The 13,895-nt window shown below is 57.0% G+C and carries 15 protein-coding genes; all 15 read left to right on the top strand.

Annotation, left to right across the window (positions count from 1 at the left end):
- Window position 1 precedes the first annotated feature (1 nt).
- Window positions 2-1,507 (top strand): type VI secretion system contractile sheath large subunit, encoded by a 1,506-nt coding sequence (gene tssC, locus CKW09_RS15130; protein WP_061794776.1) that lies wholly within the window; start codon window positions 2-4, stop codon window positions 1,505-1,507.
- Window positions 1,508-1,798: 291 nt separating this feature from the next.
- Complete coding sequence (locus CKW09_RS15135) at window positions 1,799-2,281, top strand: Hcp family type VI secretion system effector (RefSeq protein ID WP_061794732.1); 483 nt, start codon at window positions 1,799-1,801, stop codon at window positions 2,279-2,281.
- Window positions 2,282-2,331: 50 nt separating this feature from the next.
- Entirely contained in the window at window positions 2,332-2,835 is a 504-nt protein-coding gene (locus tag CKW09_RS15140; RefSeq protein ID WP_073970217.1) for a type VI secretion system amidase effector protein Tae4, read from the top strand.
- Window positions 2,832-3,290 carry a T6SS amidase immunity protein Tai4 family protein gene (locus tag CKW09_RS15145; protein ID WP_095098064.1) on the top strand — a complete coding sequence of 153 codons (459 nt, stop codon included), beginning with the start codon at window positions 2,832-2,834 and terminating at the stop codon, window positions 3,288-3,290. Before CKW09_RS15140 ends, CKW09_RS15145 begins: the two co-directional genes overlap by 4 nt.
- Before the next feature lie 112 nt (window positions 3,291-3,402).
- Entirely contained in the window at window positions 3,403-4,212 is an 810-nt protein-coding gene (locus tag CKW09_RS15150) for a lysozyme inhibitor LprI family protein (RefSeq protein WP_231922058.1), read from the top strand.
- Window positions 4,213-4,246: 34 nt separating this feature from the next.
- Window positions 4,247-4,564: a T6SS amidase immunity protein Tai4 family protein gene (locus CKW09_RS15155; RefSeq protein ID WP_231922060.1), complete on the top strand. Its 318-nt coding sequence runs from the start codon at window positions 4,247-4,249 to the stop codon at window positions 4,562-4,564.
- A 299-nt stretch (window positions 4,565-4,863) separates the two neighbouring features.
- Complete coding sequence (locus CKW09_RS15160; RefSeq protein WP_231922171.1) at window positions 4,864-5,388, top strand: DUF4225 domain-containing protein; 525 nt, start codon at window positions 4,864-4,866, stop codon at window positions 5,386-5,388.
- On the top strand, window positions 5,385-5,747 hold the full coding sequence (locus CKW09_RS15165; RefSeq protein ID WP_061794733.1) for a hypothetical protein: 363 nt from the start codon (window positions 5,385-5,387) through the stop codon (window positions 5,745-5,747). Before CKW09_RS15160 ends, CKW09_RS15165 begins: the two co-directional genes overlap by 4 nt.
- A 172-nt stretch (window positions 5,748-5,919) precedes the next feature.
- On the top strand, window positions 5,920-7,710 hold the full coding sequence (tagH, locus tag CKW09_RS15170) for a type VI secretion system-associated FHA domain protein TagH (RefSeq protein ID WP_095098070.1): 1,791 nt from the start codon (window positions 5,920-5,922) through the stop codon (window positions 7,708-7,710).
- Entirely contained in the window at window positions 7,710-8,483 is a 774-nt protein-coding gene (locus tag CKW09_RS15175) for a PP2C family protein-serine/threonine phosphatase (protein WP_061794735.1), read from the top strand. Before tagH ends, CKW09_RS15175 begins: the two co-directional genes overlap by 1 nt.
- A gap of 30 nt (window positions 8,484-8,513) precedes the next feature.
- Window positions 8,514-9,500: a type VI secretion system-associated protein gene (locus CKW09_RS15180; RefSeq protein WP_095098073.1), complete on the top strand. Its 987-nt coding sequence runs from the start codon at window positions 8,514-8,516 to the stop codon at window positions 9,498-9,500.
- A gap of 16 nt (window positions 9,501-9,516) precedes the next feature.
- On the top strand, window positions 9,517-10,338 hold the full coding sequence (locus CKW09_RS15185; protein ID WP_269458451.1) for a type VI secretion system accessory protein TagJ: 822 nt from the start codon (window positions 9,517-9,519) through the stop codon (window positions 10,336-10,338).
- 2 nt (window positions 10,339-10,340) lie between these two features.
- Complete coding sequence (locus CKW09_RS15190) at window positions 10,341-10,916, top strand: type VI secretion system baseplate subunit TssE (protein ID WP_095098079.1); 576 nt, start codon at window positions 10,341-10,343, stop codon at window positions 10,914-10,916.
- Between the two features lie 4 nt (window positions 10,917-10,920).
- Window positions 10,921-12,807: a type VI secretion system baseplate subunit TssF gene (gene tssF, locus CKW09_RS15195; RefSeq protein ID WP_095098082.1), complete on the top strand. Its 1,887-nt coding sequence runs from the start codon at window positions 10,921-10,923 to the stop codon at window positions 12,805-12,807.
- A complete protein-coding gene (gene tssG / locus CKW09_RS15200) occupies window positions 12,804-13,877 on the top strand; it encodes a type VI secretion system baseplate subunit TssG (protein WP_095098085.1) in 1,074 nt (357 codons plus the stop codon). Before tssF ends, tssG begins: the two co-directional genes overlap by 4 nt.
- Window positions 13,878-13,895 lie beyond the last annotated feature (18 nt).

Below are 13,895 nucleotides of genomic sequence, written 5' to 3' on the forward strand. Positions count from 1 at the left end.
GATGAGCAACTCGCCTCAGCAACAAAAAGCGTTGCAGACCACCGAGACCTTCTCCAGCGATGAATTCAGCGCGCTGCTGAACAAAGAGTTTCGTCCAAAAACCGATCAGGCCAAGGAAGCGGTCGAAAACGCGGTAAAAACCCTGGCGCAGCAAGCGCTGGAAAACACCGTTACCGTTTCCTCCGACGCCTACCGCACCATCCAGGCGCTGATTGCCGAAATCGACGAGAAGCTGTCGCAGCAGATTAACCAGATCATCCACCACGACGAGTTCCAGAAGCTGGAAGGCGCCTGGCATGGCCTGCACTACCTGGTCAACAACTCCGAAACCGACGAAATGCTGAAGATCCGCTTTATGAGCATTTCCAAGAAGGAGCTGGGCCGCACGCTGAAACGTCACAAGGGCGTGGGCTGGGATCAGAGCCCTATCTTCAAGAAGGTGTACGAAGAAGAATACGGCCAGTTCGGCGGCGAACCCTTCGGCTGCCTGGTGGGCGACTATTACTTCGATCACAGCCCGCAGGACGTAGAGCTGCTGGGTGAGATGGCTAAAATCGGCGCCGCTTCCCACTGCCCATTCATCGCCGGCACCGCGCCGAGCGTGATGCAGATGGAGTCCTGGCAGGAGCTGTCCAACCCGCGCGATCTGACCAAGATCTTCCAGAACACCGAATACGCCGCCTGGCGCAGCCTGCGCGAATCGGAAGACGCGCGCTATCTGGGCCTGGTGATGCCGCGCTTCCTGGCGCGCCTGCCGTACGGCATCCGCACCAACCCGGTGGACGAGTTTGACTTCGAGGAAGAAACCGACGGCGCGACCCACGGCAACTACACCTGGACCAACGCCGCCTACGCCATGGCCGCCAACATCAACCGCTCGTTCAAAGAGTTCGGCTGGTGCACCGCGATCCGCGGGGTGGAATCCGGCGGTGCGGTGGAAAACCTGCCGTGTCACACCTTCCCAAGCGACGACGGCGGCGTGGACATGAAGTGCCCAACCGAGATCGCCATCAGCGACCGCCGCGAAGCCGAGCTGGCCAAAAACGGCTTTATGCCGTTGATCCACCGCAAAAACTCCGACTTTGCCGCCTTTATCGGCGCCCAGTCGCTGCAGAAGCCGGCGGAATACTACGATGCCGACGCCTCCGCCAACGCCCAGCTTTCCGCTCGCCTGCCGTACCTGTTCGCCTGCTGCCGCTTCGCGCACTATCTGAAGTGCATCGTGCGCGACAAGATCGGCTCCTTCCGCGAACGCGACGACATGGAGCGCTGGCTGAACGACTGGATCATGAACTACGTGGATGGCGATCCGGCCAACTCCTCGCAGGAAACCAAGTCGCGCAAACCGCTGGCCGCGGCGGAAGTGCAGGTCGAAGAGATCGAAGACAACCCGGGCTACTACAGCGCCAAGTTCTTCCTTCGCCCGCACTACCAGCTGGAAGGCCTGACCGTTTCCCTGCGCCTGGTGTCGAAGCTGCCTTCGCTGAAGCAGAACGACGCGTCCTGATGTGCTGAAAGTCAGGCCGCGATCGGGCGGCCTGACCGGCATCCGTCTTAATTGCAAGAAGTTTGGTTTTGGGCGTTGGATTAGCGGCCACAACCATCGAATTGGGTTTCTTATTCAATGAAATAAGAGCCCGGTAATTAATACCGATAGCTTTCGGTATTTCATAAGGTGCATGGCACAAGGATATAAAATGGTAATGCATTACCACATTGCAATTCCTGCTGCTATTACCTGAATTTTTCAACGCAACGTTAATACTACTGTTAACCCTTAATAAAGAGTGAAGAAACTATGGCTATTGATATGTTCCTGAAAGTTGAAGGTGCCAGCGGCGAATCTAAAGATTCGAATCACAAGGGCTGGACCGACATTACTTCTTTCTCCTGGGGCGCTTCTCAACCGGGCAACATGGGTGTAGGCGGCGGCGGCGGCGCCGGCAAGGTGTGCTTTAACGACCTGCATGTGAATGCGCTGGTCGACAAGTCAACTCCTGCACTGCTGAAACACTGTTCCAGCGGCAAACACCTGACCAAGATTGAGCTGTCGGTCTGCAAGGCCGGCGGTACTCAGGTTGAGTACGTCAAAATTACTCTGGACGACGTGCTGGTCACCGCGGTGCAGTACACCGGTGCCGGCGGCGAAGACACCGTAGGCGTTACCTACTCCTTCCAGGCGGCTAAAGTCAAGCAGCAATACTGGGAGCAGAGCGATAAAGGCGGTAAAGGCGCAGAAAGCAGCGCAGGTTGGAATATCAAGGAAAACCGCGAAGCTTAATTTGTATGCCCCCCGGTTGCAACCGGGGGGTTTAATATAGGGAAATAACAATGAATAATAACCGCCCCATTTTTTCAGCCGCATGGACTGCAAGCACTAAAATATATAACGCGCAATATTCAGCTCAGAATGTTGCCAAAATTATCGGCGGGCGTGTAGCCATGAATATTGCGCCTAATGGAAAGTGGGAAAACACCTGCGCTGTACGTATGAGCTACATCTTGAATAAATCCGGTTTTCCCATTCCTTATGTAAAAGATCAGACCGTATCAGGTGCAGATCGTCAGTGGTATTTTTTTAGAGTTAAAGATCTTATCGCTTATTTGACAAAGATCTGGGGCAAACCCGACCTTCGAGTCAAGTTCCCTCCTCCAGGTGGTGGTGAATTAGCCGGAAAGAAAGGGATAATATTGTTTGAAATTGCAGGTTGGAGTGATGCAGGAGGACATGCTACGCTCTGGAATGGGAACGGCGATTGTTATGATCATTGTTATTTCAATGAACCAGAAGCTCGCTATACAACAAATTACGCTAACTTTTGGTTATTGAGATGAAAAAAATTCTTATCTCCTTTTTTTGTATATATGCCACTTGCGCTATAGCACAGAAAAATCAAGAAACACCTATTGAAAAGTGGCCGCCGCAAGCGGCGTACCGAAACTATTTGCAAAACTACAAGGATATTGCTCTAACCTACTGCATTTCCGTCGCTTATAAGACATCACCAGAGGCCAGCAAAGATGCAATTGCCTCATCGAATGGAATCGATGCCTGGTCATACTATGCAATTCGTGATGAAGAATCCCCTATCATCGCGCTGACAAAACGGTACTTACAACAGAATTACAATGCAAAAGATGGTAAAAGCCGCTTAGACTTAATGAAGTGCATGGATATGTACCATAGTGAAGATCTTGACAAACTTGCGAAAGACTATGTACAGCGCCCTAATGATAATTGGGTGAAAGACAATCCGGATAGAGTAAATAGAAAAACCCATGAGAAATAGCCAGAAAAAATTCCAGGCAAAACCATCACGACAGCAGAGAGCAATTACTTAAAGCGGAAAAGTGATGAAGGGCTGATAAACAGAATAAATTATGAAGTCGAGCTCTATTTAAATGGAAATTATCGCTAAGGAATTTGCCCTAATGAAATTATGTGCATTTTTGCTCAGCAGCTTATTATTATCTTCCACCGCTTATGCGGCAGAAAAAAACGTCAAACCATTGGCTATTGATGGCCTGTGGCAAGTAACTCAAGTCAATATCGACAATGAGGCAACTCGCACACTCAATTATCAATTTAACGACCCTCGATTGCTTGGCAGGATCATCAATATATCCAGTCAATCAATTGAAAGCAATTTACCGGAAAAAGACGTCTGCACAACGCCAACCTTGAGCATTGAGAAGAATACATTAAACCAACTCATAGCTAAATCTATGGGGCCAAATGTCACTGTTAAAAACTATGAACTGAATGAAAGCGGGCAAGCAGAAATTTCTCTTTTCAAGCTCACGTGCAATTCCGGCTCGTTCGGCCCATCAGAAAATAGCGCAGGCTCCTGGTTTGCCGAACTCAATCCGCAAAAAGCGCTGGTTAAATGGTACGATGGTTCACTATTGCAGTTAGAACGATTACCAGAGAACCCTAAACCCGTCGCGTCTTTTGACTGTACTAAAGCTAAAAGCATTGTTGAAAAAACAATCTGCTCAGACTTCAATTTATCCGCCTATGACAAAAGTGTCTCTCAAGCTTGGCTGTTGGCAAAAAAACAGGCTACCGACGTAGGAGATAAAAAGCTGATGACCTCTTTAAGCAGTACGCAAAAAACCTGGTTACTGCAAAGGGATAAATGCAGGGATAACAAGGATTGCCTGACCAATATGATGCAAGAGAGAATCAATGATCTTTCCGCATACGAGTAAAATTGCAACTCTATTAATATTGGCGGTATTGAGTATGAAAGCGGTCGCCAACGTAAAATATTCCCCGGAAGAGAACCTCAAAAACTACGCACTCAGCGTCTGCGTCGCCGACGGGTACTCAGCAAAAGAAATAAAAAACGATGCCGCCGCCGCAGCTCGGGGTTACACGGAGTTTGGCGATTACTCTCTCGAAGCACATACCGCCGTCAGGGCGCTGGCAAAGAAATTTCTGGCGAAGCCATATGACAGCCAGTCAGGCGAACCGATGACGATGGTGAAATGCATCGATCTTGTACATAGCCAAGAGTTGCAAGTCATCATCAAGAAATATCAAGGGAAAGACGACAATTGATCATAAATCTGTATCCCTTCACAGAGTAAATGTTAGTTTAGAGAAATGGGAAAGGAATCCTTATGCAATACAAAACAAAAGCAGATCTGGATAGATCTATCGATGAACTCAAAAAACTATCAAGAACGTTTTCACGACAGTATCTATAAACCAACGAATCGAGAGCTAATTTCTCACTGGAAATAGACCAACTTATTCAGTTTGCGCAAAGGGAGATCAGTATACACTGCACATCCTACTCTGGGGCAATCAGTATTATTGACGATGAAATAAAAAACCTAAAGCAACAAGAGTTCGATATTGACACGGGCAAAGCTAAACTTTTTGTCGCAATAAAAAAAGAAAAAAGAGAAAAATTTTCAAACTTGATTATGAAACAAGTTGGCTTTGTCAGCGGCGGCTCTCAGATATTTGCTGGAATCGGGACTTGTGCACTTTCCGTAGGCATAGCCTGCGGAGGCGTTGGCGTACCGTTAATTGCTCAAGGAACAAATAATGTTTATGAAAATGGTTATTACTTGCTTTTCAGAAAAAATAAGGTTGGCAGTATAAGAGAGGCATACCACTACGCTGCTAATTACCTAGGTTATAATAAGAATGAAGCTGATATAGTATATAGCTCCGTTGACATCTCTCTATCGGGGTACGGTATCTTTAGTAAATCATTAAGACCCGACTCGTGGCGTTTATTTAGATACATAAATAGTGATTACATTCGCGGGTGGAAACAGCTTGGCACTGTCCCATTGGGCACAGAAATTTTTTCGAATGCCATAACTGGCTATGGAATTTACAAACTAATCGACGAGGAAACAAAACAGTGAGTGATGACGTCACGCTTTCCACCTACTCTTACTCATTTGTTTTTTTATACTTTTTCCTGTCAATCATAGTATTTGTCGGATTGTATCGCCTAAAGCAAAAAGCCAACAATAAAAAATCATACTTCCTTTTTGTGATAGCCACCATAGTGAACATATTTTCAAGCATCATTCAAGGTTTGGTATTTAACTATGGCTCGGAGATATTAGATCCAATTATCAATATAAAATTCCAAGATTATGATAATGTATGGTACGCCAGCATTATATTTGCAATAATATATTTATCTCAACTGCCAACTAATTTATATTACAAGGAAAAGAGTAAAAAAAATGATCGTGATGGCAAAAACATCACCTGACATATACAGCCTCACATTCATATATTTAGGTTCGAGAGAATAAAATGTGCTTGCCAAAAAAAATTGGGTCACTCACATTTAAAGACCTCCCTTAGAAATAAATCAAGTCGAATTCATCCAGTTACCGAGCTCAACTGTCTGGGTCATAAGATCTTATCAGCAGGAATGCCTTATGCGATTTTCTATTGTAAAAAACAAAAATGGCCAGGTTCCGCCACAGAGCAGCTGCGATTTCCTGCCGCCGGGCGGCACCATCGGCCGCAGCGTAGACAACAACCTGGTATTGCCGGACGAAGAGCGCGCCATCTCGCGCCTGCAGGCAATCGTGCATATTTCCGCTGACGGCGAATGCCGGGTGACCAACCGCGGCAACGTGACCCGCGTGCTGCTTAACGATATCCCGCTGGAGCGCGGCCGCCAGGTCGAGCTGCAGGACGGCGACATTCTGGGTATCGACGACTATCAAATTCAGGTCAGCGCGCTGCAACAGCACGCCGCGCCGCCGGCCCAACCGGCGGCGCGAGTCACCGAGGCCGCGCCTGCGCCAACGCCGGCTCCCGCCGCCAAAGAAAAATCCGCCGGGCCCATTCCCAATGAGATCTGGGACAGCCTGGTGGAGGAGTTTACCCCTAACACGCCGACCGCCGCCGCGCCGGCGCCGGCCGTTAATCATGATAACCATCCGCTGCTGGAAACCCCGCAGCCTGAATTGAATCCGGCGGATCCGCTGGCGCAGCTGGCGGGCAACGTCGATTTACGCCAGCTGCAGCAGCAAGAAACCGATCCGGCGGCGCTGTTCAATACCGACACCACGTTCAACCGCGACCATATTCTGGCCGACACCACCCCCAGCGCGCTGTTGGCCGAACAGCGCCCGGCGGCGACCCGCCAGCCCGAACCGGTGAAAGCGTCGCCCGCCGCGGCGGAGAAACGCGAGCAAGAACTGGATCCGCTGGCGCTGTTTGGCGACTCTTCCGCCCCCGCCGCACCCGATGCGTTGAACGGCAACGATCCTTTGGGCCTGCTGATGGGCGGGGCCGTGCCGCTGGCGCAGCCGGGCTCTTCCACGCCGTCTCAACCCCCGCTGCAGCCACAGCCGTCTCAGCCTCAGCCGCAGCCACAGCCGTCTCAGCCTCAGCCGCAGCCGCAGGCGGCCGCCGAACCGGCAGCGCCGCAGCCTCCGCGTGCCACACCCGCCGCGCCGATGCCGGAGCCGGAGCCGCAATTCCAGCGCCAGGAGCCGCCGGCACAGCCGCCGCGCCCGCGCCAGGGCAATCGCCTGGGCATCGATCCCGTCGCCTATCAGTCCGCCCGCCCGCAAAACGGCGCCGCACCGAACGGCGATCGGTTGGAGGGGCCGTTGCTGACGGCGCTGCTGCAGGGCATCGGCCTGGATGATCTGCAGCCGCAGCCGCATTTCGATGAACAGCAGATCCGTCAGTTCGGCCGGCTGCTCAGCCTGTTCTCGCAGGGAACCGTCGCCCTGCTGTCTTCGCGCTCAATCCTCAAACGCGGCGTGAAGGCGGAAATGACCATGATCCTCGACGAGGCCAACAACCCGTTCAAGCTGTTGCCCTCGGGCAAAACGGTGCTGATGCAGATGTTCGGCAGCCAGATGCCTGGCTTTATGCCGCCGGAGCAGGCGGTGCGCGATGCGCTGATCGACCTGCAGGCGCACCAGTTGGGCATGATCGCCGGCATCCGCGCCATCATCGCCGCCATGCTGCAGTCGTTCAACCCGGACCGTCTCGAAGAAGAGGCCCGCAAGGAAGGCGCCGCGCCGCGTCTGTCGCTGCCCGCCAATCGCAAGGCGGCGCTGTGGGATTACTTCGTGAAAAACTATCAGCAGACTTCCGGAGAGATAGAAGACGATTTCCACACTCTGTTCGGCGAAGCCTTCCTGCACGCCTATGACGTTGAAGTGAATCAATATAAAGACTCACAGACCAAACCGGACGCGTAATGAATATCACTATAGCCTCTACCTCCAATCAGGGCGGCCGCGACTCTAATCAGGATCAGACCGGCGAAGTGGTCGGCAACCGCGCGGCCTGTTTCGTGGTGTGCGACGGCATTGCCGGCTTCCCCGGCGGCGACATCGCCGCCAGGCTGGCGCGCGACACCATCCTGCAGAACTTCGACGGCGAAAAGCACATGAACGCGCAAAGCATTCGCCAGCATATTTCGCGCGCCAATGCGGCAATCCACCAGCAGCAGCGGCAATCAGACGAATACAGCAAAATGGGCACCACGCTGGTCAGCCTGTTTATCGATCGCGATTACCAGCTGGCCTATTGGGCGCACGCCGGCGACAGCCGTCTGTACCTGTTCCGCCGCGGCTACCTCTACGCCGTCACCACCGATCACAGCCTGATCCAACAAATGCAGGACGCCGGCTATCAGACCAGCGGCATCAACAGCAACCTGCTGTACTTCGCGCTGGGCCTGAACGAAGAGCGCGACGCTACCTACAGCGACGTGCTGCAGCTGGAAGACGGCGACGTGTTCCTGTTGTGCACCGACGGTTTCTGGCACAGCTTCAGCCAGTCCGAGCTCGAACAATCGCTGCATATGGTCAACTCGCCCAGCGAGTGGATCGCCCTGATGCAGCAGGCATGGAAGAAAAACAATAACAGCGATAACTACAGCGCTATCGCCGTCTGGATTGGCTCACCGCAGGAAACCACCCTGCTGCATTCGCTGGCGGATGCGGAGCGGTTTCTTTCCCGCGACTGAGTCGAGCGCAAATTTACAGCAAGGTTACCTATGAAATACTGGATGCCAGGGCTTGTCGCCCTGATGGCGATACCGGCCGCGCAGGCGGCGAATTATCGCCTGGTTTATTCCCCCAGCCAAAAGCTGGAAGTGTTTATCGATAACGTCAAAAACAGCCAGCCGGCAAGCTGGTGCGGCAAAACCATTCCGCTGCGCATCGTCTCCGCGCAGAGCAAGGACGCCGCAGTGCTGAATGACTTCCTGCCGCGCGTCGGCAACCTGCTGGAAAAACAGTGCGCCAAGGCCAGCCAGCTGCCGTGGATCCTCACCGACAAACGCGGTGAAAAACTGGCCTCCGGCGAGGCCAGCAAGGCGCGCGGCTGGAAACCGGTGCCTAAGCCGGCGGCCGACGAACCTGCCGCACCGCCGCAGCCCGCGATCCCCGCCGCCGTGGCCGTCACTTCACCGCCGGCGGCCAGCGCGCCGGCCCAGCGTTTCGATCTGCCGCAGGGGTGCCATTTCCGCACCTATTGGAACGGCGAAGCCAACGGCAGCGCGCTGTTTATCCCGAGCGGCGCCGCGCTGCGCTGCGGCGACGACGGTTGGCTGAGCGGCAGCGGCGAGATCGGTTTGCAGCAAAATGGCCAAACCGCGTCGCCGAGGCTGTCGTTCCATCAGGGTTACCCGCTGGCGAAGGTCAACGTCGGCGATCGTCCGCTGAGCGTGGTCAGCGCCAATGCCCAACGGCTGGTGCTGGGCGCCAACCCGCAGGCGCCGGGCAGCTTCCTGCTGCTGCCGTTCGAACCGCAGCTGCACGCCTGGTCGTTTGACGGCGTGGTGATCGTGGAAATGCCGCGCACCGACGCCGCCGATCCCGCCAAGGTCACCCAGCGCATCAAGCAGGCGCAAAGCGCATGGCAACCGTTGCTGAGCGCTCCGGCCACGCCGCTGACTTTCAGGCTGGTGGAAAAACTGGCCGACGATCGCGTTGATCCCGCCAGCGGCAGCTACCTGTCGGTTAACGACGCCACTCACTGATTATAAGGAAGGCCCTGTGAAATCATTAGCAAGCATGCTGCAAGGCGGTTCGGTCAGCGCGGCCATCGGCGCCGTGGAAAGTGAAATCAAGGCGCGCCCGGCGGATGCCGACCTGCGCGCCGCGCTGGTGCAGCTGCTGTGCCTGAGCGGCAACTGGCAGCGCGCCAATGCGCAGCTGAAGTCGTGGCAGGCGCTGAAGCCGATCGCTCAGCCCACCACCCTGCTGCTGATGCAGTCGGTCAGCGCGGAGCTGCAGCGCCAGGCGGTATTCGCCGGCGAGGCCGCGCCGGCGCTGCTGCAGCAGAATCAGCCCTGGCTGCAGCAGATGATCCAGGCGCTGGACCACGACGCGCGAGGAGAGGCCGAACAGGCGCAGGCGCTGCGCGACAGCGCGTTGGACGCCGCACCGGCCAGCGCCGGGCGGCTGACACTGGCTCAGGGCGAACAGGAGCAGCCGGTGGCCTTCGAATGGCTGACCGACGGCGACGGCCGCCTTGGCCCGGTGTGCGAGCTGGCGCTGAACGGCGTCTATTACTGGCTGCCGTTCGCCGATATCGCCGAAATTCAATTCCAGGCGCCGCAAAGCGCCATCGATCTGGTGTGGAGCCATGCGCTGGTACGCCTGCATGACGGCCGCGAACAGGTATGCCAGCTGCCCGCCCGCTACCCGCTGGCCGCAGACAGCGACGACGCCCTGCTGCTCGGCAAGCGCACCGAATGGCTGCCGCTGGGCGACGGCCCGCACTACGCCGGCCAGGGGCTGAAAACCTGGCTGAGCGAGAGCGAAGAATTTCCGTTGCACAGCCTGCGCCATCTGAGCTTTGGCGCGGACGCCTGACGATGAGCAACAAGCGACTCACCCATCATGACGGCGGCGATCTGCACCGCCAGGGCTACCGCTTCCGCCAGGACAGCGAGCGCCTGACGTCGCGCGACAAGATGCAGCCGGTGCTGCTCGACATGCTGACCGACGACGAGCCGCAGAAAAAGCAGGAAGCCCAGGTGCGCAATCTGGTGTCGCACAGCGAGCTGCGCCGCCGGGTATTGCGCGATCTGCAATGGCTGTTCAACTGCGTCAACAGCGAATCCAATCTCGACCTGGGCGATTTCCCGCAGGTGCGGCGCTCGACGCTGAACTACGGCATCGCCTCGCTGGCCGGCAAACGCATGTCGGACATCGAGTGGCTGGACATTCAGCGCGCGCTGACCGAATCCATTCTCAATTTCGAACCGCGCATCCTGCCCGAAGGGCTGCAGGTGCGCTGCGTTTCGGATACCGGCTCGCTGGAGCTGCACAACGTGTTGTCGATCGAGATCAAGGGCCGCCTGTGGTGCGTGCCCTATCCGCTGGAGTTTCTGTTCCGTACCGACGTGGACCTGGAAAACGGCCACTTCGATCTGAAAGACATAGGGTAAGGCGATGGACAGTAAACTTTTAGAGTATTACAACCGCGAGCTGGCCTATTTGCGCGAGATGGGCGCCGAGTTCGCCGAGCAGTATCCGAAGGTGGCGGGCCGCCTCGGCATGCGCGGCATCGACGTGGCGGATCCCTATATCGAGCGGCTGATGGAGGGCTTCGCCTTCCTCACCTCGCGCGTGCAGCTGAAAATGGACGCGGAGTTTCCGCGTTTTTCCCAGCGGCTGCTGGAAATCATCTATCCCAATTACCTGTCGCCGACCCCGTCGATGGCGATTGCCGAGCTGCAGCCCGACAGCAGCAAAGGCGACATCAGCAGCGGCTTCGTGGTGCCGCGCGGCACCATGATGGACAGCCAAACGCTGAAAAAGAGCGGCATCACCTGCAGCTACACCACCGCGCACGACGTTACCCTGCAGCCGGTGCGGCTGAAAAGCGTCGAGCTGGGCGGCATCCCCGCGGATATCCCGCTGGCCGCCCTGGGGCTGCAAAACAGCGGCTGCGTCAGCGCGCTGCGCATCCGGCTGGAATGCTATGAGAGCGTGACGCTCAACAACCTGCAGCTGGACCAGCTGATGTTCTACCTGGCCGGCCCGGACCTGCAGGCGCAACAGCTGCTGGAGCTGCTGATGCAGCACAGCGTCGGGCTGATTTGCCAAACGGTGGAAACCCAGCCGCAGCGGCGGGCGCTGGCGCTGGACGGGCTGCGGCAGGAAGGCTTCGCCGCCGAGCAGGCGCTGCTGCCCAACGACCTGCGCAATTTCGAAGGCTACCGCCTGCTGCAGGAATACTTCGCCTTCCCGGCGCGCTTCCAGTTTTTCAGCGTCAGCGGCATGAAGCCGCTGCTGCAAAGCGTGCGCGAAGGGAAAAAGGCGCTGCGCCAGTTCGAGATCGTGGTGCTGCTGGATCGTCAGGATGCGGCGCTGGAACGGGTGATCGACGTCGCCCATCTGGCGCTGCACTGCACGCCGGTGATCAACCTGTTCCCCAAGGTCGCCGAACGCATCACGGTCAGCGAAAAAAACCACGAATATCACCTGGTGGTCGACAACATCCGCCCGCTGGATTATGAGGTGTTCTCGGTGCAGCGGTTGGGCGGCAGCGCCAGCGAGAAACGCTACGAGCAAGAGTTCCGGCCGTTTTACAGCACCCTGAGCGCCGACGACGGCAACTACGGCGCCTATTTTTCGCTGCGCCGCGAGCAGCGCACGCTGTCCGAACACGCCCGCCGCTACGGTACCCGCACCGGCTACGTCGGTTCGGAGGTGTTCGTTTCGCTGGTGGACGAACGGCAATCGCCGTGGCACAGCGATCTGAAATACCTGACCGCCGACGTGCTGTGCACCAGCCGCGACCTGCCGCTGATGCTGCTGCAGCAGGATCAGGGCAACTTCGTGATGCCGGACTCGATCCCCATCAAACAGGTGACGCTGAAAAAGGGCCCCACGCCGCCCCGCCCGGCGCTGGCCGAAGGCATGATCACCTGGCGGCTGATCAGCCAGCTGCAGCTCAACTATCTCAGCATGATGGACGGCGATCCGGAACAGGGCGCCGCCAGCCTGCGCCAGCTGCTGGGGCTGTACGGCAACCTGAGCGAACCGGCGGTGGCCAAGCAAATCCAGGGCGTGCGCCACTGCAATCTGCGGCCGGTTTATCGCCGGGTGCCGGAACCGGGCCCGATCGTGTTTGCGCGCGGCATCGCCGTCGATCTGGCCGTCGACGAGCAGGCGTTTTCCGGCAGCAGCCCTTACCTGCTCGGCAGCGTGCTGGAGCGGCTGTTCGCCCGGCTGGTGGCGATGAACACCTTTACCGAAATGACGCTTTCCAGCCAGCAGCGCGGTGAAATCGCCCACTGGCAGGCGCGCATGGGCAAAAGGACGCTGATATGAGCGCAAACTTCACCGAACCCGAGCTGGCGGCGGCGCCGAAGATTAGCGCGCTGCACCGCCTGCCGGCGGATTTCTGGCTGCGGCTGAGCCAGGCGCCCTACAAGCAGGATCTGTTTCAGCTGCTGCGACGCATCGACGCCCAGGGCGGGCAGCGCTACCTGCTGGGCCGCGCCCCGCTGCCGCGCCACGAAATGCTGCGGCTGGGGCAAGAGCCTTCGCTGTCGTTCGCGCCGTCGACGCTGGCGCAGGTCAGCCCGCGTCCGCAAAGCCCGCTGCACGACGTCTCGATTTTCAGCTTCGGCCTGTTCGGCCCCAACGGGCCGCTGCCGCTGCACCTGACCGAATACGTGCGCGAACGGGTTTATCACCATCAGGACACCACCCTGCTGGCCTTCGCCAACCTGTTTCACCACCGGCTGACGCTACTGTTTTACCGCGCCTGGGCCGACGCGCAGCCGACGGTATCGCTGGATCGCCCGGACAACCGGCGCTTCGACGACTACCTGTCGAGCCTGATCGGCATCGGCCAGCCGGCGCAGCGGCAGCGCGACAGCATCAACGCCCACGCCAAGCATTTTATGGCCGGTCACCTGATTCGCCACAGCCGCGATCCGGAAGGGCTGTGCAAGATTTTACAGCAGTATTTCAACGTACCGGTGCGCATCGTGGAGAACGTGCCGCACTGGCTGCGGGTGGAAAAACGCGAGCAGGCGCGCCTCAAGGCGGGCCGCGGCGCGCCACGGCTCGGCGAGTCTTCGTTCCTCGGCATCGCGGTGCGCGACATACAGCACAAGTTCCGCATCGAGCTGGGGCCGATGTCGCTGGAAAACTATACGCGTTTTCTGCCCGGCGCCGACCTCTGCCTGCAGCTGCGTGACTGGGTGCGCCAATATCTGGGCATCGAATTTGTCTGGGAAGTGCGGCTGGTTCTGGCGCGGGATCAGCTGAGCGGCACCCAGCTCGGCGGCGCCCAACGCCTGGGGTTGAGCAGTTGGATGACCTCCCCCCGCCGGCAACGCGATCTCGACGATTTGACCTTCAGCCCCGAACCGCTGGAAAACCCGTTCTGACCCTTGTTCTGGCCGGAG

The organism is Serratia ficaria (genome assembly GCF_900187015.1).
Taxonomy (GTDB): domain Bacteria; phylum Pseudomonadota; class Gammaproteobacteria; order Enterobacterales; family Enterobacteriaceae; genus Serratia; species Serratia ficaria.

What these genes read in the sequence shown, in the direction of transcription:
- CKW09_RS15150 (WP_231922058.1), top strand. Translation starts at nt 3,403, where the DNA reads ATGGAAATTATCGCTAAGGAATTTGCCCTAATGAAATTATGTGCATTT.
- CKW09_RS15145 (WP_095098064.1), top strand. Translation starts at nt 2,832, where the DNA reads ATGAAAAAAATTCTTATCTCCTTTTTTTGTATATATGCCACTTGCGCT.
- CKW09_RS15155 (WP_231922060.1), top strand. Translation starts at nt 4,247, where the DNA reads ATGAAAGCGGTCGCCAACGTAAAATATTCCCCGGAAGAGAACCTCAAA.
- CKW09_RS15135 (WP_061794732.1), top strand. Translation starts at nt 1,799, where the DNA reads ATGGCTATTGATATGTTCCTGAAAGTTGAAGGTGCCAGCGGCGAATCT.
- CKW09_RS15190 (WP_095098079.1), top strand. Translation starts at nt 10,341, where the DNA reads ATGAGCAACAAGCGACTCACCCATCATGACGGCGGCGATCTGCACCGC.
- CKW09_RS15180 (WP_095098073.1), top strand. Translation starts at nt 8,514, where the DNA reads ATGAAATACTGGATGCCAGGGCTTGTCGCCCTGATGGCGATACCGGCC.
- tssG (WP_095098085.1), top strand. Translation starts at nt 12,804, where the DNA reads ATGAGCGCAAACTTCACCGAACCCGAGCTGGCGGCGGCGCCGAAGATT.
- tssF (WP_095098082.1), top strand. Translation starts at nt 10,921, where the DNA reads ATGGACAGTAAACTTTTAGAGTATTACAACCGCGAGCTGGCCTATTTG.
- tagH (WP_095098070.1), top strand. Translation starts at nt 5,920, where the DNA reads ATGCGATTTTCTATTGTAAAAAACAAAAATGGCCAGGTTCCGCCACAG.
- tssC (WP_061794776.1), top strand. Translation starts at nt 2, where the DNA reads ATGAGCAACTCGCCTCAGCAACAAAAAGCGTTGCAGACCACCGAGACC.
- CKW09_RS15140 (WP_073970217.1), top strand. Translation starts at nt 2,332, where the DNA reads ATGAATAATAACCGCCCCATTTTTTCAGCCGCATGGACTGCAAGCACT.
- CKW09_RS15175 (WP_061794735.1), top strand. Translation starts at nt 7,710, where the DNA reads ATGAATATCACTATAGCCTCTACCTCCAATCAGGGCGGCCGCGACTCT.